Origin of the sequence: Vibrio sp. 10N.222.49.A3 (genome assembly GCF_041475145.1) — a bacterium.
GTDB classification, from domain to species: Bacteria; Pseudomonadota; Gammaproteobacteria; order Enterobacterales; family Vibrionaceae; genus Vibrio; species Vibrio tasmaniensis_A.
Genome location: NZ_JBFRVM010000004.1, coordinates 1 through 24089 on the forward strand (window position 1 = coordinate 1; position 24089 = coordinate 24089).

General features: G+C 44.9%; 22 protein-coding genes and 1 pseudogene. 8 read left to right on the forward strand and 15 right to left on the reverse strand.

Going from position 1 to position 24089, the window contains the following annotated elements; translation table 11 throughout:
* Positions 1 to 88: 88 nt before the first annotated feature.
* From tatC to rmuC, 7 genes are all read right to left on the reverse strand, one after another.
* On the reverse strand, positions 89 to 844 hold the full coding sequence (tatC, locus tag AB4589_RS00375) for a twin-arginine translocase subunit TatC (RefSeq protein WP_009848051.1): 756 nt from the start codon (positions 842 to 844) through the stop codon (positions 89 to 91).
* Between the two features lie 148 nt (positions 845 to 992).
* A complete protein-coding gene (gene tatB, locus AB4589_RS00380) occupies positions 993 to 1400 on the reverse strand; it encodes a Sec-independent protein translocase protein TatB (protein ID WP_004735566.1) in 408 nt (135 codons plus the stop codon).
* 3 nt (positions 1401 to 1403) lie between these two features.
* Positions 1404 to 1658, reverse strand: a complete 255-nt coding sequence (gene tatA / locus AB4589_RS00385) for a Sec-independent protein translocase subunit TatA (RefSeq protein ID WP_009848052.1) — start codon at positions 1656 to 1658, stop codon at positions 1404 to 1406.
* Positions 1659 to 1712: 54 nt separating this feature from the next.
* The gene (ubiB, locus tag AB4589_RS00390) at positions 1713 to 3347 is read right to left on the reverse strand and encodes a ubiquinone biosynthesis regulatory protein kinase UbiB (protein ID WP_065679637.1); all 1635 of its coding nucleotides are present in this window, start codon (positions 3345 to 3347) and stop codon (positions 1713 to 1715) included.
* The gene (locus tag AB4589_RS00395) at positions 3344 to 3949 is read right to left on the reverse strand and encodes an SCP2 domain-containing protein (protein WP_372099081.1); all 606 of its coding nucleotides are present in this window, start codon (positions 3947 to 3949) and stop codon (positions 3344 to 3346) included. Before AB4589_RS00395 ends, ubiB begins: the two co-directional genes overlap by 4 nt.
* 97 nt (positions 3950 to 4046) lie before the next feature.
* Positions 4047 to 4826, reverse strand: coding sequence for a bifunctional demethylmenaquinone methyltransferase/2-methoxy-6-polyprenyl-1,4-benzoquinol methylase UbiE (gene ubiE, locus AB4589_RS00400; RefSeq protein WP_029222994.1), 780 nt, complete (start codon positions 4824 to 4826; stop codon positions 4047 to 4049).
* A gap of 65 nt (positions 4827 to 4891) precedes the next feature.
* Complete coding sequence (rmuC, locus tag AB4589_RS00405; protein WP_371709452.1) at positions 4892 to 6424, reverse strand: DNA recombination protein RmuC; 1533 nt, start codon at positions 6422 to 6424, stop codon at positions 4892 to 4894.
* A gap of 138 nt (positions 6425 to 6562) precedes the next feature.
* Between rmuC and AB4589_RS00410 the strand changes: the two genes are divergently transcribed.
* The gene (locus AB4589_RS00410) at positions 6563 to 7456 is read left to right on the forward strand and encodes a DMT family transporter (RefSeq protein WP_372099082.1); all 894 of its coding nucleotides are present in this window, start codon (positions 6563 to 6565) and stop codon (positions 7454 to 7456) included.
* 148 nt (positions 7457 to 7604) lie between these two features.
* Here AB4589_RS00410 and AB4589_RS00415 read toward each other — a convergent pair whose 3' ends face one another.
* The 4 genes from AB4589_RS00415 to ftnA all read right to left on the reverse strand — a co-directional run bounded on the left by AB4589_RS00415 (position 7605) and on the right by ftnA (position 10500).
* Positions 7605 to 8012 carry a hypothetical protein gene (locus AB4589_RS00415; protein WP_371701480.1) on the reverse strand — a complete coding sequence of 136 codons (408 nt, stop codon included), beginning with the start codon at positions 8010 to 8012 and terminating at the stop codon, positions 7605 to 7607.
* Positions 8013 to 8136: 124 nt separating this feature from the next.
* On the reverse strand, positions 8137 to 9330 hold the full coding sequence (locus AB4589_RS00420) for an NAD(P)/FAD-dependent oxidoreductase (RefSeq protein ID WP_135445063.1): 1194 nt from the start codon (positions 9328 to 9330) through the stop codon (positions 8137 to 8139).
* Between the two features lie 250 nt (positions 9331 to 9580).
* Positions 9581 to 9904 (reverse strand): universal stress protein UspB, encoded by a 324-nt coding sequence (gene uspB, locus AB4589_RS00425; RefSeq protein WP_009848060.1) that lies wholly within the window; start codon positions 9902 to 9904, stop codon positions 9581 to 9583.
* 68 nt (positions 9905 to 9972) lie between these two features.
* Positions 9973 to 10500 carry a non-heme ferritin gene (gene ftnA, locus AB4589_RS00430; protein WP_004735556.1) on the reverse strand — a complete coding sequence of 176 codons (528 nt, stop codon included), beginning with the start codon at positions 10498 to 10500 and terminating at the stop codon, positions 9973 to 9975.
* 189 nt (positions 10501 to 10689) lie between these two features.
* On the opposite strand from ftnA, the gene uspA reads away from it, so the two are divergent.
* Both uspA and AB4589_RS00440 read left to right on the forward strand, forming a co-directional pair.
* Positions 10690 to 11124: a universal stress protein UspA gene (uspA, locus tag AB4589_RS00435; RefSeq protein ID WP_009848061.1), complete on the forward strand. Its 435-nt coding sequence runs from the start codon at positions 10690 to 10692 to the stop codon at positions 11122 to 11124.
* A 52-nt stretch (positions 11125 to 11176) separates the two neighbouring features.
* Positions 11177 to 12055, forward strand: coding sequence for a carboxylate/amino acid/amine transporter (locus AB4589_RS00440; protein WP_086050313.1), 879 nt, complete (start codon positions 11177 to 11179; stop codon positions 12053 to 12055).
* A gap of 145 nt (positions 12056 to 12200) precedes the next feature.
* Here AB4589_RS00440 and AB4589_RS00445 read toward each other — a convergent pair whose 3' ends face one another.
* The 3 genes from AB4589_RS00445 to AB4589_RS00455 all read right to left on the reverse strand — a co-directional run bounded on the left by AB4589_RS00445 (position 12201) and on the right by AB4589_RS00455 (position 16940).
* Positions 12201 to 12791: a hypothetical protein gene (locus AB4589_RS00445; RefSeq protein ID WP_017101121.1), complete on the reverse strand. Its 591-nt coding sequence runs from the start codon at positions 12789 to 12791 to the stop codon at positions 12201 to 12203.
* A 141-nt stretch (positions 12792 to 12932) separates the two neighbouring features.
* Positions 12933 to 13712: a class I SAM-dependent methyltransferase gene (locus tag AB4589_RS00450; protein WP_269337751.1), complete on the reverse strand. Its 780-nt coding sequence runs from the start codon at positions 13710 to 13712 to the stop codon at positions 12933 to 12935.
* Positions 13713 to 13832: 120 nt separating this feature from the next.
* On the reverse strand, positions 13833 to 16940 hold the full coding sequence (locus AB4589_RS00455) for an EAL domain-containing protein (RefSeq protein WP_371695172.1): 3108 nt from the start codon (positions 16938 to 16940) through the stop codon (positions 13833 to 13835).
* Between the two features lie 126 nt (positions 16941 to 17066).
* On the opposite strand from AB4589_RS00455, the gene asnC reads away from it, so the two are divergent.
* Complete coding sequence (gene asnC, locus AB4589_RS00460; protein WP_009848066.1) at positions 17067 to 17531, forward strand: transcriptional regulator AsnC; 465 nt, start codon at positions 17067 to 17069, stop codon at positions 17529 to 17531.
* Between the two features lie 103 nt (positions 17532 to 17634).
* On the opposite strand, the gene prlC is transcribed toward asnC, so the two are convergent.
* A complete protein-coding gene (gene prlC / locus AB4589_RS00465) occupies positions 17635 to 19677 on the reverse strand; it encodes an oligopeptidase A (RefSeq protein WP_372099083.1) in 2043 nt (680 codons plus the stop codon).
* Positions 19678 to 19956: 279 nt separating this feature from the next.
* Here prlC and AB4589_RS00470 point away from each other — a divergent pair, with 279 nt between their 5' ends.
* The 4 genes and pseudogenes from AB4589_RS00470 to AB4589_RS00485 form a co-directional block, all read left to right on the forward strand.
* The gene (locus AB4589_RS00470) at positions 19957 to 20796 is read left to right on the forward strand and encodes a 23S rRNA (adenine(2030)-N(6))-methyltransferase RlmJ (RefSeq protein ID WP_029224298.1); all 840 of its coding nucleotides are present in this window, start codon (positions 19957 to 19959) and stop codon (positions 20794 to 20796) included.
* A gap of 188 nt (positions 20797 to 20984) precedes the next feature.
* Positions 20985 to 22343 carry a glutathione-disulfide reductase gene (gene gorA, locus AB4589_RS00475; protein WP_372099084.1) on the forward strand — a complete coding sequence of 453 codons (1359 nt, stop codon included), beginning with the start codon at positions 20985 to 20987 and terminating at the stop codon, positions 22341 to 22343.
* A gap of 95 nt (positions 22344 to 22438) precedes the next feature.
* Entirely contained in the window at positions 22439 to 23758 is a 1320-nt protein-coding gene (locus AB4589_RS00480; RefSeq protein ID WP_372099085.1) for a tyrosine-type recombinase/integrase, read from the forward strand.
* Positions 23751 to 24089: pseudogene (locus tag AB4589_RS00485) on the forward strand (hypothetical protein); the annotation flags it as partial. The gene AB4589_RS00480 and the pseudogene AB4589_RS00485, both read left to right, overlap by 8 nt.

A 24089-nucleotide genomic window follows, 5' to 3' on the forward strand; every position in this document is an offset into this window, starting at 1 on the left:
TTAAGTGAACGGCATTAGGCCTCGGGCCGCTTTTTTATTGTGTGATTTTTGCTGAAGGGCTCTAGCAAATTATGTTCTTACAGCAGAATCAAGACTCAGCTTCTTCTTCTTCATCCGCATCTGGCTTACGCACATAGAAACGCGCGAAGAACAGACCAATCTCAAACAGAATACACATTGGAATCGCCAACAGTGTCTGCGAGATCATATCGGGAGGTGTCAGCATCATACCGACGATAAAAGCACCGACAACAATGTACGGACGCTTTTCAGACAGAGCCTTAGGCGTTGTCGCCCCCGTCCAACATAACAAGATAATCGCTACTGGTACTTCAAAGGCAATACCAAAAGCAAAGAACAGCGCGAGTACAAAATCGAGATAACTTGATATGTCTGTTGCGAACTCTACCTGCCCTAAGGAAATAGCCGTGAAGAAACTAAATACCAATGGGAATACTACGAAGTAAGCAAACGCCACACCACAGTAAAACAGCAAAGAACTTGAAGCCAATAGCGGCATGATCAAGCGTTTTTCATGCTTGTACAAACCCGGAGCAACAAAGGCCCACACCTGATACAAAATAAACGGCACCGCGACAAAAATAGACGCGATTAAGGTTAGTTTTAGCGGTGTAAAAAATGGCGATGCAACATCCGTTGCGATCATCGTCGCCCCTTCAGGCAGACGATCTACCAAAGGTGCTGATACGAATTCATAAATATCATTAGCAAAATAAATTAGCCCGACAAATATCACTAGAACGGCGACAATCGCGCGTAGTAGGCGATTACGTAATTCTAGAAGATGGCTAATTAAAGGCTGTGTCTGCTCAGTCGAAGACATGTCAAACCTCTTAAACAGGAAGATCGAAAAGGAGCCGCGCACCTATCTATCCAGTTGAATTGGTATCCACTTGAATAGTTATCTACTTGAATAGCTATCGATTTAAACATCTAGCGACTCAAGCATCTGGCGACTCCTCCTTGCGAGACTATTCGGCTTTCTTATCTGACGGTGCTGAAGCTTCGCTGTTGACCTGAATGGTTTCAGATTCCACAGTTTCCGTGACACTAGGTTCAGTCTCACTTGGCTTATCAGACTCAGGCTTAGCGTACGGACGTTGAACTTGAGCAGCGGCCTGCTTGAGTTCATCGACTGACGCTTTTAGGTCTGGAGATAAATCTTCCATACCCATTTTTTCCGCCTTGCGTAGGTTTTCTTGCAGCTCTTGCACCTTAAGCTCGTGAGAAAGTTCATCTTTCACACTGTTTGCCATGCTTTTCGCTTGTCCAACAAACTTGGAAATACTACGAATCGCCACGGGCAAACGCTCAGGTCCTAAAACCACTAACCCAACGACAGATATTAATACCAGTTCCCAAAAACCGATATCAAACACGATTTACGCCTGCTCTTTGTCTTTCTTTGTTTCAGCAGTTGTTTCAGCGCTAGCTTCTGTCTTCTGCTGTTCAATATTCTTTGGTTCAAAGTCTGCATCTTTCTTATCTGCAGGCTTGTCTTCATCGCTCATCGCTTTTTTGAAGCCTTTCACCGCTGAACCTAAGTCACCACCCATACCGCGCAGTTTCTTTGTTCCGAAAAGTAAAATTACAATTACAGCAATGATTAGAAGTTGCCAAATACTGATACCACCCATTGTCATTGTCCTCGGGTCTGTCTACACATAAAAAATATTAAGAGAGTCTACTGTCTAACGACGGTAAGCTCGCCAACTAAGCAACCAAAATGTGACACCTGCGATGCCACAGCCCATAGATAGCTGCTCATAAGGGCTTGAAACTAATATTGCGGAGCATACGACTAAAGTGGCTCCAACGCCAAACAAAAACTTTCCAGTTGCTTGCTGACGCTTACTATCTCGGTAACCTTGATAAAGCTGATCCATTCTGTGGTTCATCGCTTTACCTTGGCGTAAGCTGTCATAAAGCAGCTCTGGCAGCTCTGGCAGTTTTTCTGCCCAGAATGGCGCGCGCTCTTTTACTGCGTTGATCACAGCTTGCGGCCCTACCTGATTCATCATCCAGGTTTCAAGGAAAGGCTTAGCCGTCGCCCACAGATCAAGCTGCGGGTACAACTGGCGACCTAGGCCTTCCACATACAACAAGGTCTTCTGCAGAAGCACCAACTGAGGCTGAACCTCCATGTTGAAACGTCTTGCTGTATTAAATAAGTTTAGCAACACATGGCCAAATGAGATCTCGCCAAGTGGTTTTGCAAAAATTGGCTCACACACCATACGGATCGCGAACTCAAAATCATTGACGTTGGTGTCGTGTGGCACCCAACCCGAATCAACGTGCAGCTCGGCGACTTTACGATAATCTCGATTAAAGAAAGCCAACAGGTTCTCTGCTAAATAGCGCTTATCTTCACTGTTGAGCGTGCCGACAATGCCACAATCCAAACCAATCCACTGAGGGTTATCTGGATTCTCTGGGTTAACGAATACGTTGCCCGGGTGCATGTCTGCATGGAAAAAGCTGTCTCGGAATACTTGGGTGAAGAATACCGTCACGCCACGTTCCGCGAGCAATTTCATGTTGGTGCCGTTGGCTTCTAGCGTTTCAATATCGGATACTTGAATACCGTAGATACGCTCTGACACCATCAGGGTTTCGCTGCTTAGATCAGGGATAACCTCTGGAACATACAGCTCTTCACTGCCTTCAAAATTACGTCGTAGTTGAATCGCATTGGCCGCCTCTCGGCGCAGGTCTAGTTCATCAAGTAACGTTTTTTCGTACTCGTGAACGACTTCAACCGGTTTCAAACGACGTGCTTCAGGAAGCGACTTAGCGACTATACGCGCCATTCGGTGCATCAGTTTTAGATCTGCGTCAATCACCGGGCGAATATCAGGGCGAATAACCTTCAGAACAATCTCGCGACCACTCTCCTTGAGCTTTGCGGTATGCACCTGAGCGATAGAAGCAGAAGCCAATGGCTCGATATCAAAGTCGGTAAACCAGTTATCTAGGCTACCACCGAGCGCTTTTTCCATGTCTCGCTTAGCCAATTGACCATCAAATGGCGCCACTTGGTCTTGCAATAGTGCTAGCTGATCAGCGATATGAGGAGGAAATAGGTCGCGACGCGTTGACATCATCTGACCAAACTTAATCCAAACAGGCCCTAATTCTTGCAACGCTAAACGCAAGCGGTGGCCTAATTCTTTATCTTGATGCTTATTCTTGAGCCAAAACAGTGACTTTCGCGCCAGTAAAGGGGCTTTAGTCAACTGGTGCTCAGGCATCAATTCATCAAGGCCGTATTCCAACTGTACCTTGATAATATGATAAAGACGTTTCAGTTCTGTTGGGGTCATGCTTTCTCCAACAGAGCGTTCAATTTAGCTTCAAGACGTGCAGCTGAGCTTTTTACGTCATCAACCTGATCGCAAAAATGTGCCACTTCTAATGGCACTGGTGCAATTTTCCACTCTTCAGTTAATACCTGAGCGAGATGGTTTTGATGCTTAGTCGCTTGCTTAGCTACAAGACCGCCAACATTCTTAACGCCTTGTACCAAGGTATGAGCAACCACATCGCCTGTCACTCGCGATAGCCACTCTTCCAAGTCAGGCTTGCAGTCTGTCATTAGCTGAGCAAATTTCTGAGCCAGTTGAATATCACCCTCTAAAATCAGCTTATCTTGCTTGATCAGTTTGGTGATGTTCGATTGCTCACGCAGTTCTGGCAGTACCGATAGGTTCAAAGATAGGTAGCAATCAGGTTGTCCTTCGTAGTCAGACAACACATCGATTTGTTGGCTAAAAACGAAAGTGAGAGTTTTATTCAGCTCTTTCAAATTAACTTGAATGATCTGCCCCTTTAAACGAGACAAACGACGAACCAAAGCTGGATCATCGTTCACGAAAGTATTTAAAGAGGTTTCAATAACCGCGGTGACCAATGGATCAAATGGCATGACTGTCCTTACCTTTGAAAACGGATAAGCGTTAACCTATCCGTTCTATCTTTATTCTTATTTTTAGCACACTCAACGAGCCTGCTACCAAGTTCGACTAGAACTTGTAACCACGGTGCAGCGCAACAATGCCGCCCGTTAGGTTGAAGTATTTAGTATTTTCAAAACCCGCTTCTTGCATCATGCCTTCCAAGGTTTCTTGGTTAGGGTGCATGCGGATAGATTCTGCAAGGTAACGATAGCTGTCTGCATCGTTAGCAATCAGCTCACCCATTTTTGGCAATAGGTGGAAAGAGTATGCATCGTAAACCTTTGATAGTGGCTCAAGCACTGGCTTAGAAAACTCAAGAACCAACAGACGACCGCCCGGCTTAAGTACGCGGTACATTGAACGCAGTGCTTGGTCTTTATCGGTTACGTTACGCAGACAGAAGCTGATGGTAATGCAATCGAAGTAGTTGTCAGGGAAAGGCAGTTCTTCAGCGTTTGCTTGAACATAATGTACATTGCCAACAATACCGCTATCACGCAGTTTATCGCGGCCAACATTCAGCATTGAGTTGTTGATATCAGCAAGAACCACGTGGCCTTTTTCACCAACGATGCGCGAGAATTTCGCAGTAAGGTCACCAGTACCACCACCAAGATCGAGGATACGTTGACCAGGGCGCACGCCACTGCAATCAATCGTGAATCGCTTCCACAAGCGGTGAACACCACCCGACATTAAGTCATTCATGATGTCGTATTTAGCGGCTACAGAGTGAAATACCTCTGCTACTTTCGCGACTTTTTGGTCTTTCGCGACTGTTTCGAAACCAAAGTGTGTGGTTTCGGACTCTACTGCTGAATTTGTCTGCACGCTTGTGTCCATAATGCTGTTATCTACCATGGTAAGTTCTCATCGACAGTACACTCTCTCTTTAGAGGCGCTGCGGCCGATTAGTTTACTTTATCCTCAGCGGGTTGTCTTTCTACTAAGGAGGCATTTTCTGAAAAAGCCTCATTTTGAGCGATTTCCGCCAAGCCAACCGAGATAGGTTTCTTCACCTCGACACCCAATTGCTTAAAGCTTTCGGCCTGACGAATCACATTACCACGACCAGTCACCAGCTTATTCATGGCACCTTGGTAGCTTTGGTTGGCTCTGTCTAATGAGCTACCAAGACCTTCCATATCATCAACAAACAAGCGCAGCTTGTCGTAAAGTTTGCTCGCCCGCTCTGCAATGATTTGTGCATTCTGGTTCTGTCTATCGTTGCGCCACAAGTTATCAATGGTACGCAGTGCCACCAGCAAGGTGGTTGGGCTAACCAAGATAATGTTTTGCTCCATCGCATCTTTAACTAAGCTAGGGTCGGCTTGAATCGCCACCTGAAACGCAGGTTCTACCGGAATAAACATCAACACGTAATCCAAGCTCTGTATGCCTTTGAGCTGATGATAATCCTTCTGGCTCAAGCCTTTAATATGCGCTCGCAGTGAAGCTAAATGATCACGCAGTGCTGCGTCGCGTTGTTGATCGGTCTCAGCGTTGAAGTAGCGCTCAAATGCCACCAAAGCCATTTTCGAATCGACCACCACCTGCTTATCTTGTGGCAAATGCACGATCACATCGGGTTGGTAACGCTTGCCGGCATCGTTTTGCAGGTTCACCTGCGTTTGATATTCATGGCCTTCTCGTAAGCCAGAATCCGCCAACACGCGAGCCAGCACCACTTCGCCCCAGTTCCCCTGCTGTTTGTTATCGCCCTTTAGTGCTTGGGTCAGGTTAACCGCTTCACGCGTCATGCTCTCATTGAGGCGCTGCAAGTTTTTAAGCTCATGCACTAAGGTGTGACGCTCTTTGGCTTCTTGACTGAAGCTATCATTAACCTGCTTCTTAAAGCCCTCTAACTGCTCTCTCAGCGGTGATAACAAACCCTCTAGGCTTTGCTTGTTCTGTTGATCGACCTTAGCGGTTTTGCTCTCAAACAGTTGATTCGCTAACAGTTCAAACTGCTGCTTCAATCGGGACTCTGCCTGCTCTAACAGCTGCAGTTTTTCACTGTTGGCGAGATTTTCTTGGTCGTGCCTAGCTTCTTGCTCGCGAAGCTCAGCCTCCAACTCAGACTTATGCTCCTTAAGAACATTGATATCATCGGCATACTGCTGACGCTCTTGCTTCACGGCTTCAAAATAGCGCAGCTTCTCCATCGCAGCCATCACCTTGCCATGCGCCTGCTTAAGTTCAAATGCCGCTTTGTCTCGATCATCATCCAACTCATTGAGCTCTTGTTGTGCCTCTGCGAGTGAAGATTTGAGCTGAGATTGTTGTGACTCATGCAGCAAACGATCAGACTCTAGTTGCTGTTCAAGAAGTCGCTGCTGAAAAGAGAACTTCTGTTTGATCCACCAACCCACGACACCACCGCTGACGAGCGCGCCAGAAATTGCAGCGATAAGCGTTGCCTGATGTTCGATAATCCATTGCATGATAATGATTTAGCCTAATTGGAAATAACTCATTAAATGGTATTTTGATACTGGATAAATGTCCAGTTTGCCGTATTAAAATTCGACAGATAGACTAGGCGCTCCGTATTCTGTCCCATCAAATTAGAATGAGTTGCTATGAACGAACGTCGTGCCTTGGGCTTTGGCCTTGCTGCGGTATTGCTGTGGTCAACAGTCGCTACTGCTTTTAAGCTGACCCTTGCTGAGTTTTCACCGATTCAAATGCTGACCATCGCCAGCATTGTGTCGTCGATTGCGCTGATCGCCGTTTGCGCGTTTCAAGGTAAGCTTTCTCAACTGAGTACCACGTTTCTTTCAAACCCTTGGTATTACTTACTGCTCGGTTTGGTTAACCCACTGGCCTATTACCTGATTCTATTCAAAGCCTACGACCTACTGCCAGCTTCTCAAGCGCAAGCCATCAACTACAGTTGGGCGATCACGCTAACCTTAATGGCTGCGGTGTTTCTGGGACAAAAGATTCGTAAACAAGATTGGATTGCGTGTACCTTCAGCTATGCGGGTGTAGTAGTCATTGCCACCAAAGGTGATGTATTAGGCATGCAGTTCGATAGCCCACTTGGTGTGGCACTGGCACTGCTTTCAACATTGCTTTGGGCAGGCTACTGGATTCTCAATACCAAAAATAAAGCTGACCCTGTGGAGGGTGTACTGCTTGGGTTCTTAGTGGCACTGCCATTCGCAATTGGTTTAACCATTTACGAGGGCGAGAGTTTTAGCCAAATCACAGCGAAAGGTTGGATGGCTGTGACTTATGTTGGCCTGTTCGAGATGGGCATTACCTTTGTCTTGTGGCTATCAGCACTCAAGCTAACCAACAATACGGCACGTATCAGCAACCTAATTTTTGCCTCACCGTTTATTTCGCTAATGCTACTTTCAACCATCATTGGCGAAGAGATTCACCCAGCGACACTGTTTGGCTTACTGCTAATCATTGCTGGTTTGGTGATTCAACAGATCAAGTTTTCAAAGAAAAACCCTACGTAAATAAGAGCTAAAAGACTCGATTGAGCACGAAAAGCTATCGATATAGTCTAATTTTCTCAATTAGATGTTAGATACAAAAATGGCGAGTCATATGACTCGCCATTTTTCTGTAAGATAACATTAAGTTGTAAGTCTCAATGTTCGATATTCAACCGTTGTTTTTCATATCAAATTTGGACTTAAATATCATGAAAAACAAGATCATAAATATAAAATCATTTACGCCATAAATTGTGTAAAACACGCCAGCCATCGTATCCGCTTCATATACTGGTGATAGCGTATTATTGGAAAGCCAATTCACCCAAACAACCACATAAACCAACTTTTCAATAAAGAAAGCACCAGCAAGATATTTGATGTTCGCATTGATTGTTGCAGCCCCAAGGTACGCAAAACCCCAAACGACGATCATAATCAGTCCAAAGTTGGACATTACTACGGGATCGGCTTCGTTAATGGCACTATTCGTAAAAAAGCGTGAAAACAGTAAAACAGCACCAACATTCATCGCTCCTGCTGCCAATAGAATGCTTTTTACTTTTGTCTGATTCATTGCAAACCCCTCATTTAAATAATTAAAACATCAATCATTTATAATCTTTATCATTTGTGACGAAGTCATTCTTTCTACTGACTGAAAATGTTCTAAATGAATAAGCTTAGCCATCGCCACTGTGCTATACGTTTTGGCCTGCAACCCAACCAGACGACCACGTCCATTGGAAGTTATAGCCCCCTAACCAACCCGTTACGTCCATTACTTCACCGATGAAATAGAGGCCAGACACACTCTTACACTCCATGGTTTTCGAAGATAGGTGATCAGTATCCACTCCGCCTAGAGTCACTTCGGCAGTTCGATAACCTTCAGTGCCATTTGGTGCAATTTTCCAGTTCTCTAGGTGCTCAACGATGCCACTAAGCTGCTTTTCATTGAACTGTTTAAGCGGCTTGTCTTCAAGCTCTTTACGATCAATCAGCACTTCCACAAAACGCTTTGGTAGTGCTTTTGCCAAGGTATTTTTCAGGCTCTGATTTGGGTGTTTCTCGCGAGAATTTTCAAGCAGTTCAGCAACGTCTACTTCAGGTACTAGGTTGATAGAAACCGATTGACCCGCTTTCCAGAATGAAGAGATTTGCAGTACCGAAGGACCAGATAAGCCGCGGTGCGTAAACAGCAACGCTTCTTTAAATAAAGTGCCGTCTTGCGCTGTGATCTCAGCAGGAATTGCGATACCAGAAAGCTCAGCGAAAGCTTCTTTATCTTCTTTGTGCAGAGTGAATGGCACTAAGCCCGCTGTAGTCGGCATTACAGACAAACCAAACTGCTCTGCAATCTTATAGCCAAATGGCGTTGCGCCTAGCTTAGGCATAGACAAACCGCCTGTCGCTACAACGAGTGAGTCACACTCAACTTCGTCGGTATTGAGGTGCATCTTGAAGCCAGCGTCTGTTTTTTCGATGGAGTGAACATCACAACGGTAGCGTTGTTCGACTTTAGCTTGCTTACACTCGTCAAGCAGCATGCTCACGATGTCTTTTGCTGTGTGGTCATTCACACAGAACAACTGACCGTGATCGCGCTCTTCGAACTCAATGCCGTACTTGCTCACCATCGAGATAAAATCCCAGTTGGTGTATTGAGATAAAGCTGACTTCACGAAGTGAGGGTTGTTACACAGGAAATTGTTGGCTGAAACATCATAGTTAGTAAAGTTACAACGACCGCCACCTGAGATTAAAATTTTTCTGCCCGGTTTCTTTGCATGATCAACCACCAGCACTCGTCGGCCGCGTTTGCCCGCTTCCGCAGCACACATTAAGCCAGCGGCACCCGCACCAATTACGATTACATCAAATTTTTCACTCATGTGGTTCTGCTTTTCTTCACTTGTGCAGCCCGAGTACGCCCTGTTCTCGAAATGCCATCAATAAAAAAGGATGTGCATAAACAGCACATCCTTACTAATTGCTCGCTATTTTAGCGGCAATTTTAAACTTTGCAATTGATGTTCAATTGTACAATTTGCAGACAGCAGCAAGCCACTGTTTGGCTTGGCGAACCAACAACCGAAGCTTTACACCAAAAATCTAAGCTCTACTTCAATCGTACTAAATGACTTAGACGATGAAAGAAGACAGCAAGGTTACACCTAACAGGGCAGAAGAGAGTATGAATAACTGCCTTACACGATCGCACTTCGACGTAAAAACTTCGTCGTGATGGTGGTGATACTCTTTGCTTTTGATGTAACTAAACAGGCGAACCTGTTTGGTCATATTGCCATGGGTTGTGAAAAAACCACCTCCATCTACTTGTTGATATAGTAGAGGGTGTGCTTCTCGCATAATATAAATGAGTGTTCTTAGCGCAGTAAAGTAACGCGCCCAGTTCACACAAGTCACAACCATTAGTGCAAATAGAATAGTGTCGCCGCTGATCATCCTTTCCTCCTTACATCTTCATAAGAAAACTCAAAAGAAAAAGATAATCAGTGTCTTTCTCGTACTACCTAAACGGCAGGAGCTTCCATAATTGAAGATGAACCATCTTTTGCCAATTGCGCTAGGTCTTTATCAATAAAGAACAGTGCTTTACCGTCTTCACCAACAAGCTCTAGCTTATCCAATACACCTTTAAACAACTTCTCTTCTTCGTGTTGCTCTGCAACGTACCATTGCAGGAAGTTAAAGGTTGAGTAATCTTGTGTGCTGAAAGCAACGTGAGCCAGTTTGTTGATCTTTTGAGTAATCATTTGCTCATGTTCGTAAGTTTCACGGAACACAGCCCCAAGGCTATCAAATTCATGTTTTGGCGCTTCAATCGCACCTAAAATTGGCATTGCACCTGTCTCACTTACGTAAGTAAAAAGACGCTGCATGTGTTCCATTTCTTCTACTGCATGAACACGCAGAAACTCTGCTGCACCTTCAAATCCTTTGTCTTCACACCAAGCACTCATTTGTAAGTATAGGTTGGATGAGAAAAATTCTAGATTAATTTGATCGTTCAGTTGCTCTACCATAGTTTTTGATAGCATTTAAGACTCCTAATTACATCTTCAGTTTTCTCTACTATATCACTATTTTATGAATATCTCGCAGGCCATTAGTTAACCAATATTTCGAGCAAACATTACGCAAGACAGTGGATATGAGATCACTTCAGCAAAAAAAGGGATTGCATAGTGCTAGTCTTTAGTTAGGCAATGAATAGAAGAGGTAGCGATATGAGTTACAAACATATTTTGGTCGCAGTCGATTTATCAGATGACAGCAAATTACTTGTGGATAAAGCGGTAGCATTGGCTAAGCCATTGGAAGCCAAAGTCTCTTTTATCCATATCGATATTAATTATGCAGAGCTCTATACCGGCCTTATTGATATCAACATGGCAGAAACCCAGCACAACGCGATGGAAGCATCTCGAGTTCAGCTACAAAATTTTGCAGAACACGCTCAATACCCGATTACCCACACCTTAGTGGGCAGCGGCGACCTGAGTCATGAACTGTGTGACACCATCAATGAATTCAATGTTGATTTAGTGGTTTGTGGGCACCATCAAGACTTCTGGAGCAAATTGCTCTCTTCAACACGACAACTGATCAATGCCTCGCCGGTTGATATGCTGGTCGTGCCTCTAAGAGATTCAGAAGACTAATGAATTAAGGTTAGGTAACATACAGCTCATATCTTATTAACGAAGTTTTTATATGAGCTATTTAGCTAGTGTTACCCTCTTATGGGCCTTCTCTTTTAGCCTGATCGGCGTGTACCTTGCTGGTCAGGTTGATTCTTGGTTCTCTGTATTAATGCGTGTTGCCCTTGCTGGCATTGTATTTCTTCCTTTCCTGAAGTTTCGAGGTATCTCGCGTAAGCTGATCGCTAAGTTGATGGCTATTGGTGGTATCCAGCTTGGGCTGATGTACTGCTTCTATTACCAGTCTTTCTTGCTGCTATCCGTTCCTGAAGTCCTTCTGTTTACCGTTTTTACCCCAATTTACGTCACGCTTATTTATGACTTCCTCAAAGGACAATTCTCTCCGTGGTATTTAGTGACAGCGGCGATTGCTGTATTGGGCGCTGTATTCATTAAATTCGCGGGTATCAACGAAAACTTTTTAGTCGGTTTCCTCGTAGTCCAAGGTGCAAACCTGTGCTTTGCTATCGGCCAAGTTGCTTACAAAGTAGTGATGGAGAAGGAATCGACAGAGTTACCTCAGCGCACAGTATTTGGTTACTTCTATTTGGGTGCGTTATGCGTCGCTTCGGTTGCTTTCATACTCTTAGGTAACCCTGAGAAGCTGCCAACAACCACGCTTCAATGGGGCATCCTGATTTACCTTGGCTTGATTGCTTCGGGGTTAGGTTACTTTATGTGGAATAAAGGTGCATGCATGGTGAATGCTGGTGCACTGGCTGTAATGAACAACGCCTTAGTTCCAGCTGGCCTTGTAGTAAACATCCTGATTTGGAACAGAGACGTCGACTTGGTTCGATTGGCCATTGGCGGCGCGGTTATCTTGTTCTCTCTGTTCGTCAACGAAACATGGGTGAAAAAGCGTGTTGCGAGATCCACAAGCAACGCCTAACCGCTTTCACTGAGCGAAGCGAACTAAACTAAGCTAAATGAACTGAGCTAAATGAATTGGCTCGGATAACCCCAAAAAGCAAAAGAGCGACCTTAGGTCGCTCTTTTTAAATTATCGTTGTAGCAATAAGTTATCCGTACCAGTTTCAGTGAATGTGACTATGGCTCACTACCTGAGTCTTAGTTTCAGTGAAAGCGACGTCATCAAGTTGTAGGTTGATACGTTCAAGGTGACTTTCCAGTTTTTGACTTTTCTTAAACAGTTTTTGCTGCTTCTTAATCATCTTCGCGAGCTTTTTGTTGTACTTCTCTTGTTTCTTAGCCGCTTTCTTCGCTCGCTTGAGGTCGGCTTTTTCATCACCACTCGCATTAGCGATTCGTTTTTTCAGTTTGGCTTTTTTCTGTGATGCATTTTTATCTACAACATTAGGGGCAATATCAGCAGCGGCTGGATCGAACATTTGTACGCTCGGCTCAATTGTCTCGCTGATTTCCGCAAGCGATAACTCTGGTGCAGGTAATGTTTCCGCTAGTAGGCCGCATGCGGCTTTTTCTTCAACGGGTTTATTTTGACAGCCAAGAGGTGGAATTGCGGTTGGTTTGCATAGGTTCGCTTGATCCGCCGAAGAACGCGCACAAGAACGACACACAAATTTAGGTTCAGTAACCAAGCTGTGGATCTCTCCTAGGTGTTCAGTGATATCTCGACGGTTTAACTTACAAAAGCGTTTAGCCATGCTACAACTCCAGCTAAGAATAATAATGATTCTTAGTTAGATATACATCCGTAACGCGACTATCGCAAGTGTTAAATGGTGATTTATCGTATTTATGACGGGAAATTTTCTTAGTGTGTATCTAAGTTATTGATGCTTCAATTAAGTCATTGATGCTTTCACATACACATCAAAACGGTTCTTTTTAGTTTCGATTGCCATGCTCGGTTTTTGCTCGTCTAACCATGCTGCGTAATCCGGTCTTTTGACCACAACGCGCTTCGTTGCCAGCTTCATCGCAGGCTCAAACAAGCCATCGGCATCCAGATCGGCGCCAACCAAAGATTGGAATACTCGCATCTCTTTCTTAACCAAAGCCGACTTCTTCTTGTTCTCTGGATGTGGGTACATAGGATCGAGGTACACCACATCAGGCTGTTCGAAGTTAGGGTCGTTGCTAAGTTTATCCAGCGCGTCGTGACTTGAAGCGTGAATCAACTTCATACGTTCGCTAACCCAACCGCCGATATCTGGGTCTTTTTGTGCTCTCTGCAGGCCGTCATCCAATAATGCAGCCACAACTGGATGTCGCTCTACCATCTGCACTTTACAGCCCAACGAAGCCAATACAAATGCGTCACGCCCTAAGCCTGCTGTACCATCAAGAATAGTTGGCGTTGCGCCTTTGTTTAGACCTGCCGCCTTAGCAATTGCCTGACCTTTACCACCACCAAACTTACGTCTGTGACCGACTGCGCCTCCGACTAAATCAACAAAAATAGCGCCAAGCTTAGGTTCATCGACTTTACGTAGCTCAAGTCGCTCGCGAGTCAGTACCAAAGCAAACTCGCTACTTTCATCATGAGATAAATTCCAACGGGTCGCTAAGTCATTTAAATGATCGATTTGGGTAGCATCTTCGCAAATCAGTTGTAATTGCAAGGTCGTCTCCAACAGACAGTGGTATTCAAAATAAAAGAGGCAACCAGTTTACCTGATTGCCTCCACAATACATATTAGCGGTGAAAAGTATTCACAGCTCGGTCGGCTTACCTAAACCAATTACTCTATCTCTCGTTCTTGCCTTAACTCTTCAACAAGCTCGGCCAGTGGCTTCGGTCGGCCAATAACATAGCCCTGAGCGTAGTTAACACCGAGTTCAATCAACTTATCGAGAACCTGAGTATTTTCAACAAACTCAGCTACCGTGTGCTTGCCCATCTGCTTCGCTAAATCATTGATCGAACGAACCATCACATAGTCCATCTCGTTAACATCAATATCACGCACAAACAGGCCATCAATTTTCACAATATCAACAGGTAATGCCTTCAGATATCCGAATGACGACAAGCCTGAACCAAAATCATCCAGAGCAATCAAACAGCCGAGCTCTTTAATTCGAGTAAAGAAGTTGATTGCCTGCTTCATATTACTCATGGCGGCCGTTTCAGTGATCTCTAAACAAATCTTATGGCAAGGCACTGATGAGTTCGCCAAACTTTCAATCAAGAATTCAACAAACTCTCGGTTACCCATCGAGTGACCAGAAAGGTTTATCGAACACATCCCTAAATCATCAACTAGATGTGGGCGTTGCTCCAACCAATTCAACGTCTGACTGACGACTTGGCGATCAATCAAATGCGCGATGTTATAGCGCTCGGAAGCTGGCATGAAGATCCCCGGTGAAATGTACTCACCTTGGACGTTCTTGATCCGCACCAGTATCTCAAAGTGCATTTTGTTGCTATTTTCCTCTAGGCCAAGAATACGTTGGGCAAATAACTCCAAGCGATCATTGGCTAAGGCTTCGTGTACCAAGTTAACGCATTCCATTTCTAAATGGCGACGGCGCAGATCTTCATCATCTAGATGATAAAGGTGATAACGATTTCGCCCTTCCTCTTTAGCGGCATGGCAAGCGGCATCCGCCTGTGCATGCACCATTTGTGATGAAGCGGCAGTATGGTCAATCAATCGAATTCCGATAGAACAAGTAAGATTGAGGTGAATATCACCCCATAAGAATGGATTCTCACTCATCATCGATATAATACTGTGACAGACATTGACAGCATCTCGCTCAGTACAGTCTTTGATTAATACCGCAAACTCATCTCCCCCCATCCGAGCTAACACAGCATTGTAAGGAAGCACATCTTCTATCAGATTAGCGCTAAATAAGATCGCGGCATCACCCGCTTCATGCCCAGCAGTATCGTTCAATACTTTCAATTGGTCCAAATCTAAGAACAACATCGCATGAGTTCTCATATGACTCTCGACCTCTTTCAGCGCCTTTTGTAGCTCTTGCTCAAAGTGGTTGCGGTTGAAAGTGTCTGTAAGCAGGTCATAACGCGCTTGGTATTCTAACTTTTCAGAAAGTTCGCGGGTTTCAGTAATATCCTCTCCCACAATCAACAGCTGACCCGAGTCGACCAATGGACGAATATTTTCACGAATCCAGATCGTTCTACCGTCCGCATGACGATACTCGATATCACGACGCCACACGCCGCGAATTTTGTGCTGTGGTTGCAACAAGATATGACGAGGAATCATCGCGTTCTCATCCACATAAAATTCTCTAGGGCGATGCCCCAAAAGCAGATCAAGTGGATAACCTAGTAATTCTTCAGCAAACTGGTTCACTTGCTGAATGCGATTATTGACATCCAGTGTAATCATCATCACCGGCTGCTTGTCGTAATACAGTTTGAGATTCGCTTCACGTTGGAATAATTTGTTCTCAGCAAGCTTTCGTGAGGTAACATCACGAGCTTCAAATAAGAACTGAATGGTGTCCTCTTCACTGCTCGGCATCGGCTTTAAAGAGATATCTAGCACCATTCCACCACGATCACGGCACCATACCTCCGCCTCAAATCGTAGGGTTGGATAATCATCCCTTTCTGCAAAATACTCCTTCAGCGCTTCGCCAGCGGCATCCTCCCAATATTCTTGGAGAGGTGTTCCTAATTTATAACCTTGATTATAAAGAAGCTCATGCAGCTTACTGTTGCTCGACAGCAGTACACCGCCTTTATCAAGAATACCCATGTACTGTAGACTTTGATCGAATATCGACTCCAGTAACAGCTGGCTTTGTCGGCTAGCACGCTCACTTTTCTTGAGGCGGTTGAGGTAGTAAACCAAGGTCGCAATAACACACGACATAACCAGAAACAGCAAACCTATTGTTCGAATTTCATCGTGATAACGCACCAAGAATGACTGAGGCTTATTGAGAAAAGTAATTGAAGCCTCATTCTCAGTTCCCAGCCCCCAGCGTGACATCTGTTGGTAGTCGAGTTTAATTTCCGATGCGCCAGGTGCGACTAAAGGCAGAGGTTCATTTGGGTTTGCTAATACCTTTAGTAAAACACGTCCCGTATCTCGACCTTGCGTTTCACCACTTTGAATAACACCGCCTATCGCCCCAAAACCCAACCCCAAATCGTGCACCATATACAGTGGCATTTGGGTTTTAATGTTCAATTGTCGCCAGTCTTCAACGCTACTCACGTTACCTTTAGCATCGCGATAATATGCCCAAAAGAGTAAGCTCTGATCTAGATCGGTTCGCTGAGAAAACGCAATTAACTCTTGGTAAGAGTCAGGCACATAGTGCTCCAGCAAATCGGAAAAGTTGGGGTGAGCCTCAATAGAACGATCAATTTGTGAGCGGATAGCCTCACCTGTTACTGAATGGTCAGTAACAATGTATATCTTCTTTACGTTTGTTTGAAGGCGCTTAATTAGCTCAATATTACCCAATAAATCAATATCTTCAGTAATGCCCGTCGCGTTCAAACCTTCAATCATTTCAGGGGAGAAATTGTTGATGCCACCAAAGATTACTGGCGTATCTTTGAGATCGGGCGCAAGGCGCTTCATTAAATTAAGGGCGTTATTGTCACTGACCACAACCGCAGCAAATTCTTCATGCATCAACTTGGTGTGATAAAGCTGATAAACGCGCTCTAAGTATTCTGGGTTTTGAGTTCGTTTACTATCCAAATAAACAACTCGATACGATAGTCGATCACGGTCCAGTTCTTCTGATAATCCTTTGTGGAAATCATCAGTCCAGAAAAAACCCTGATGATAAGAGTGAATAACCAACACATCTTTTGTTTGAGCTGAAACAAAAGCACTCCAACACATAACAATCAAAAACAACGAAAATCGCACTGAATTCACCCTAACACTATAGTTGCTGCTAATATTATCACCCTTGGCTATGATGTGTACTAAAGCCGGTATGTTTTTTATTCACCCTAAGGATTATGCATGTCCACAACTACAGCTCGTCTGGATGATCTAGACCGTGCCATTCTCAAAACCTTAATGGAAGATGCGCGCACGCCTTATGCTGAAATGGCAAAGAAATTCGATGTCAGCCCCGCGACGATTCACGTTCGTATCGAAAAGATGAGATCGGCCGACATTATTGAGCGAACCGAGGTTGTGGTAAACACCAAGAAGCTTGGTTACGACGTGTGTTGTTTTATTGGTATCAACCTTAACGCAGCTCGCGACTACCACTCAGCCATTGCCAAGCTTAATGCATTAGATGAAGTGGTTGAGGCTTACTACACCACTGGCGCCTACAACATTTTCGTTAAACTGATGTGTAAATCGATCGAAGAGTTGCAGTTCGTACTGATTGATAAATTGCAGGCGATTGACGAGGTTCAATCAACTGAGACATTGATTTCATTGCAGAACCCTATCAACCGCAATGTGAATCCATAGTCATTTGATAAATCGATACAAAAAGAGCCTCACAAGGAGGCTCTTTTCTCTATTAACTCGCAATAGAGCTAAGCAACTACCGCAGTTACGGAAATGATAGCAATTACGCGCTGATACCCGCATGACGAAGCATCGCATCGATTTGAGGCTCACGACCACGGAAGCGTTTGAACAACTCCATTGGTTCTTCACTGCCGCCCATCTCAAGGATGTTGTTCAGGAAGCGATTACCGGTTTCAGTGTTGAAGATACCCTCTTCTTCAAATGCAGAAAACGCATCTGCAGACAATACTTCTGCCCATAGGTAGCTGTAGTAGCCTGCGCTGTAGCCACCAGCAAAGATATGCCCAAAGCTGTGCGAGAAGCGGTTCCAATCAAGGCTTGGCAATACCGATACCTTAGACTTCACGTCGGCTAACGTTTCGAGTACGCGAGCACCGACTTCTGGATCGTATTCAGTGTGCAGTGTGAAATCGAACAGGCCAAGCTCTAGCTGACGCAGGATAAACATCGCAGATTGGAAGTTCTTCGCCGCTAGCATTTTCTCTAGCATCTCTTTTGGTAGCGCTTCACCCGTTTCGAAATGACCAGAAATGAACGACAGCGCTTCCTCTTCCCAACACCAGTTTTCTAGGAACTGACTTGGCAATTCAACCGCATCCCAAGGCACACCATTGATACCCGCAACTGCGCCCGCTTCTACTTGCGTTAACATATGGTGGATACCGTGGCCAAATTCGTGGAACAAAGTGACCACTTCATCGTGAGTAAACAATGCTGGTTTATCACCGACTGGTTTGTTGAAGTTACACGTTAGGTAAGCGACTGGTGTTTGTAGATCGCCAGATTGAGTAATGCGACGACCACGACAGTCATCCATCCAAGCTCCACCACGTTTGTGTTCACGTGCGTATAGATCTAGGTAGAAGCTACCGCGCAATGTACCTGTCGCATCAAAGATGTCAAAGAAGCGCACTGAATCATGCCATGTATCCACACCTTCACGCTCAGTCACAGACATACCAAACACACGGTTTAGTACTTCGAACAAACCAGACACTGCGTTCGACTCAGGGAAGTATGGACGAAGCTCTTCATCAGAGATTTCAAAGAGGTTCTGTTTTTGTTTCTCGCTGTAATAAGCGATGTCCCACAGGTTTAGCTCAGAGACACCAAACTCTTTCTCAGCAAACTGACGTAGCTCTTCGACTTCGCGCTCACCTTGTGGTTTAGCTTTTACTGCTAGGTCGTTAAGGAAACCAAGTACTTGGTCTGGCGTTTCTGCCATCTTAGTCGACAGAGATTTTTCGCTGTAAGTGCTAAAGCCAAGCATGCGTGCGATCTCATGACGCAGCTTAAGTTGCTCTGTGATGATCTCAGTGTTGTCCCACTTGCCAGCATTTGGACCGCGATCTGAAGCGCGAGTTACGTAAGCTTCGTACAGCTCTTTACGTAGTTCTTGGTTATCACAGTAGGTCATCACAGGCAGGTATGATGGGATATCCAGAGTCAGTAGATAACCTTCCTGCTCTTTAGCTTGTGCCGCGGCTTGTGCTGCCGCCAGTGCTGATTCAGGCATACCGGCCAGTTCAGCGACGTCTGTGATCTGCTTGCTCCAACCCATGGTTGCATCAAGCACGTTGTTTGAGAATTGAGAACCTAGCTCAGACTGGCGCTTGCTGATCTCGCCGTAGCGGTGCTGCTCGTCTGCGGGTAAGCCAATGCCTGATAATTCAAAGTCACGCAGTGCGTCGGTAATGGTTTTCTGTTGAGCTTGGTCTAATGCCGAGAATGCCTCACTCGCCTTGATCGCTTTATACGCTTCGAACAAACCTTTGTGTTGGCCGACCCACGTGCCGTACTCAGAAAGTACAGGCAGGCAGCTCTCATAAGCGTCACGCAGTTCGTCGCTGTTCATCACAGAATTCATATGGCTTACAGGTGACCAAATACGGCCTAAACGATCATCCACTTCTTCAATTGGAGCAACGAGGTTGTCCCAGCTTGGTGAAGTATTACCTTCAAGTACTTGTTCTATCTTGTTGCGACACTCTTCAATCACTTGCTCAACCGCTGGCTTAACGTGCTCAGGTTTGATCTGTGAAAACGGAGGTAAATCCGTGAAGGTTAATAGCGGATTAGACATATAAACATTCCTTTGGCTTTAGAGACTTTCGTCTTTTTTGTAATGAGGTCGTCTTACAGTCATCAGGCTCAGGGTCACCCTAAAAAATCACCTGCGAATAGTTATTAGATAGTGCCCAACAAGGCAAATTTCAATAGTAGAACCAATAACTAACTGCATATTGCTCGCGACTGTTCCTGAATTGTTCGAGAATTTATGGTCCATTGGGGGTTATAATAGTCAAACTAACCCCACCTACACTAACCACACTCTAATTCGAGAGTGTTACGAGAGTTTAATTTGTTAAGTTATCGCCACAGCTTCCACGCGGGCAACCATGCCGACGTAGTAAAGCATATCGTACAGAGCCTTATTCTTAATTCTTTGAAACAAAAGGATAAGCCTTTTGTTTACCATGACACTCACTCTGGTGTAGGTCGTTACGACTTAACGCATGAATGGTCTGAAAAAACGGGCGAATACAAACAAGGTATTGCACGCGTCTGGGCACAAACAGAACTTCCTGAAGACATTCAAAGCTACCTTGAGTCTATCTCTGCACTCAACAATGGCGAAAAACTGCGTTTCTACCCAGGTTCACCACGTGTTGCACGTGCACACCTGCGTGATCAAGACCGCATGGTATTAACTGAGCTTCACCCAGCCGATCACCCGCTGCTTGAGCAAGAGTTCCACCGCGATCGTCAGGTATCTATCTACAAAGAAGATGGCTTCCAACGCCTAAAAGGCAGTCTGCCACCTAAAGAACGTCGTGGTTTGGTTCTTATCGATCCACCTTACGAGCTGGCAAAAGAGTATCGTGATGTTGTGACTGCGATTGCTCAAAGCCATAAGCGCTGGGCAACTGGTATCTACGCAATTTGGTACCCAGTGGTAAATCGCTGTGATATCGAAGATATGATCGAAGGCCTTGAAGGCTTAGGCATCAACAAGATTCTACAAATCGAACTTGGCGTATCACCAGACACCAACGAGCGTGGTATGACGGCATCAGGCATGATTGTTATCAACCCACCTTGGAAGCTAGAAAGCCAAATGAACGAAATTCTTCCATTCTTGAAGGAAGCAATTGCGCCGGCAACCGGTCACTTCAAAGTAGAGTGGATCGTACCCGAGTAATCTCGAACTTAACGTCATGCTCTGACGAATATTCAGCAGATTGTGACGTACACGAATAAATTTTAAACAGGGAGATTGAGTTCAACCAATCTGCCCTCAATATAATAATTAGACAATTTAAGAATCTATAGGACGTAGGTGTTCAGTGCACTCACTGTACCCACAGCCTTCAATAAATGGAGAAAGTAATGGCGACTCATTTTGATTACATCTGTATCGGCGGCGGTTCAGGCGGCATCGCATCAGCTAACCGCGCAGCAATGCACGGTGCAAAAGTTGCACTTATCGAAGCTCAAGACCTTGGTGGTACTTGTGTAAACGTTGGTTGTGTTCCTAAAAAGGTTATGTGGCACGGTGCTCAAGTTGCTGAAGCGATCAACCTATATTCAAAAGACTACGGCTTCGACGTTGACGTAAAAGGCTTCAACTGGGGCAAACTGGTTGAAAACCGCCAAGCGTACATTGGTCGTATCCACCAATCTTACGATCGTGTTCTTGGTAACAACAAAATAAACGTAATCAAAGGCTTTGCTAAGTTTGTCGATGAGAAGACTGTTGAAGTGAACGGTGAGCACTACACAGCGGATCACATCCTGATCGCAGTGGGTGGTCGTCCAACCATTCCAAACATCCCTGGCGCAGAGCACGGTATCGACTCAAACGGTTTCTTCGAGCTGATGGAGCAACCTAAACGTGTTGCTGTTATCGGCGCGGGCTACATCGCAGTAGAAATCGCAGGCGTACTAAGTGCACTTGGCACAGAAACACACCTGTTCTGTCGTAAAGAGTCACCACTACGTAGCTTCGATCCAATGATCGTAGAAACACTGGTTGAAGTAATGGAAGCGGAAGGCCCAACACTTCACACGCACTCTGTTCCTAAAGAAGTAGTGAAAGAAGAAGATGGTACGCTGACTCTGCACCTAGAGAACGGCAACACTCAAAACGTTGACCACCTAATCTGGGCTATCGGCCGTCACCCAGCCACTGACGCTATCAACCTAGCATCAACTGGCGTTGCAACTAACGACCGTGGCTACATCAAAGTAGACGAGTTCCAAGCAACCAACGTTCCTGGTATCTACTGTGTAGGCGACATCATGGAAGGCGGTATCGAACTAACACCTGTTGCTGTTAAAGCCGGTCGTCAGCTTTCTGAGCGTCTATTCAACGGTCAAACAAACGCAAAGATGGACTACACGCTCGTTCCTACTGTTGTATTCAGCCACCCACCTATCGGCACTATTGGTCTAACGACTCAAGAAGCTGAAGAGCAATACGGCAAAGACAACATCAAGGTATACACGTCTGGTTTTACTGCAATGTACACTGCTGTCACTCAGCACCGTCAACCTTGTAAGATGAAGCTAGTGTGTGCTGGCGAAGAAGAGACTGTAGTTGGCCTACACGGTATCGGTTTCACTGTCGATGAAATGATTCAAGGCTTCGGTGTTGCAATGAAGATGGGCGCAACCAAAGCAGACTTCGACTCTGTTGTGGCAATTCACCCAACGGGCTCAGAAGAATTCGTTACCATGACGGGTTAGTGTAGGAAAAGCAACTTACACACATAAATAAATCTGGAAAATAACCACCCCCTGACTATGCTGTATGTACGGTCAGGGGTTTTCTAGGTGAATTTATGTATCTCATACAATCAAGCAATGTCTATAAACAGACAGAATTATCAGTCAGTAATGACATCTGCGACTGCACTCCCCTCAAGGGCAATGTTGGCTCACTGCCTACACTCTTCAATCTAGATGGTTCATTCAACCACGAAGCGAACAGCTACTTCTTTTATCTGAAATCTATCAAAGCAGCTAAAGACCTTTCACCCTGTGCTCAAGCATTACAGGCTTACTACCAGTTCCTTGAAGATAAAGGGTTGGTATGGGATTCATTCCCTCCTATCAAAAGACTAAAACCAACTTACCTTTTTCGCTCTCACCTGTTAAAGCAAATCAAGAACGGTGAATTAGCACACAGTACAGCCAGCGTGCGAATGAATCAGATTGTAAACTACTACAAATGGTTAATGCATGATGGTTACTTAAAAATCAAGAACGAGAAAGAAGCACCATTTAAGATGGAGTTTGTATCCGTTCAAAGCACTGGGATGTTAGCGCACATATCACCAACGTTTACCGTTGAAACGAGTGATTTACGAATAAAAGTACCCAAGGATGCAAGTAGTAAGAACATTCGACCTTTATCTCCACTAGCTCAAGAGTCACTTAGCATTCTGACACAGCACCTTCCTAACGCATCCGAAGAATTACGCTTGCAAGTGTTAATCTCCATAGATACAGGAATGCGAATTCAAGAAGTGGCAACGCTCTCCCTGAATGCACTTGATACCGCAACACCCTTGATTGAAAGTGAGCATCGTTACGAGATAGTTTTATCCCCTCAATCGACAGGGGTTCAAACTAAATACTCAAAGCAAAGGCGTGTAGAAATCTCATCAGAGCTGCTAACCACAATGAATGAATACCGTACCTCTGAACGCAGAATCAAACGACTAAACAAACTCAATGCCCAATTAGAATCATTGCCCGAAGATAAGTCCTCACTCAAGCAAGAAACTGTCGAAAGGCTTGAACTGTGTGAGCGTCATGAGCCTCTTTTTGTAAGTGAGCAAGGAAATCCCGTTACAGCTAAATCAATTGAAGCAAGGTGGACAGAACTTAGAACCTCCATCAAGAAAACCTCCCCTTCCTTTATTCATCGTTTCCATGACCTACGCTCAACCTATGGTACATACCGACTAAATGACTTGCTTGAGGCTGGACTAACTCCAACAGAGTGTATGGAGCTTTTAATGGGCTGGATGGGGCATAGAAACGAATCAACAACTTGGAAATATCTGCGTTATTTGCAACGCAAAGAAGCGTTCAAAGTGAAGTTTGGCATTTTAGATAGCATCATGCACGAAGCGCTAGGTGGTGAGGATGAGTGATAATGTTTCATACCTCCACGGCTGGGATTCGAATCTTTGTTTCCAGTTAAAAACTGAAGCTAACAACCTTGCTGACTTTAATCGCTTTCTAATTAAGCACTTTCCTACCACAAAAGCATTACATCAAGGCGGTCAATTTGAATATGCTGACCGTGAAGGCTTTGTGCATCAAATCAAAGATCGCTTTGTTGAAAAGATTGAAGAAGGAGATAGTCATCACTCTCTACATAATACCTATACTAGACTGTCTCAATACCTTCGTTGGTGTGACCTAAATAACGCAATTGCTTTTACACAAGAATCATTGGAAGGTTTGATCCGCACCAGCAGT

Excerpts from the sequence above, each read along its gene's own strand:
- AB4589_RS00455 (WP_371695172.1), bottom strand. The coding sequence starts at position 16,940 with ATGTGTTGGAGTGCTTTTGTTTCAGCTCAAACAAAAGATGTGTTGGTT.
- uspA (WP_009848061.1), top strand. The coding sequence starts at position 10,690 with ATGAGTTACAAACATATTTTGGTCGCAGTCGATTTATCAGATGACAGC.
- asnC (WP_009848066.1), top strand. The coding sequence starts at position 17,067 with ATGTCCACAACTACAGCTCGTCTGGATGATCTAGACCGTGCCATTCTC.
- ubiB (WP_065679637.1), bottom strand. The coding sequence starts at position 3,347 with ATGACCCCAACAGAACTGAAACGTCTTTATCATATTATCAAGGTACAG.
- ftnA (WP_004735556.1), bottom strand. The coding sequence starts at position 10,500 with ATGCTATCAAAAACTATGGTAGAGCAACTGAACGATCAAATTAATCTA.
- AB4589_RS00420 (WP_135445063.1), bottom strand. The coding sequence starts at position 9,330 with ATGAGTGAAAAATTTGATGTAATCGTAATTGGTGCGGGTGCCGCTGGC.
- tatC (WP_009848051.1), bottom strand. The coding sequence starts at position 844 with ATGTCTTCGACTGAGCAGACACAGCCTTTAATTAGCCATCTTCTAGAA.
- uspB (WP_009848060.1), bottom strand. The coding sequence starts at position 9,904 with ATGATCAGCGGCGACACTATTCTATTTGCACTAATGGTTGTGACTTGT.
- rmuC (WP_371709452.1), bottom strand. The coding sequence starts at position 6,424 with ATGCAATGGATTATCGAACATCAGGCAACGCTTATCGCTGCAATTTCT.
- prlC (WP_372099083.1), bottom strand. The coding sequence starts at position 19,677 with ATGTCTAATCCGCTATTAACCTTCACGGATTTACCTCCGTTTTCACAG.
- gorA (WP_372099084.1), top strand. The coding sequence starts at position 20,985 with ATGGCGACTCATTTTGATTACATCTGTATCGGCGGCGGTTCAGGCGGC.
- AB4589_RS00395 (WP_372099081.1), bottom strand. The coding sequence starts at position 3,949 with ATGCCATTTGATCCATTGGTCACCGCGGTTATTGAAACCTCTTTAAAT.
- AB4589_RS00480 (WP_372099085.1), top strand. The coding sequence starts at position 22,439 with ATGTATCTCATACAATCAAGCAATGTCTATAAACAGACAGAATTATCA.
- AB4589_RS00440 (WP_086050313.1), top strand. The coding sequence starts at position 11,177 with ATGAGCTATTTAGCTAGTGTTACCCTCTTATGGGCCTTCTCTTTTAGC.
- AB4589_RS00445 (WP_017101121.1), bottom strand. The coding sequence starts at position 12,791 with ATGGCTAAACGCTTTTGTAAGTTAAACCGTCGAGATATCACTGAACAC.
- AB4589_RS00410 (WP_372099082.1), top strand. The coding sequence starts at position 6,563 with ATGAACGAACGTCGTGCCTTGGGCTTTGGCCTTGCTGCGGTATTGCTG.
- AB4589_RS00415 (WP_371701480.1), bottom strand. The coding sequence starts at position 8,012 with ATGAATCAGACAAAAGTAAAAAGCATTCTATTGGCAGCAGGAGCGATG.
- tatA (WP_009848052.1), bottom strand. The coding sequence starts at position 1,658 with ATGGGTGGTATCAGTATTTGGCAACTTCTAATCATTGCTGTAATTGTA.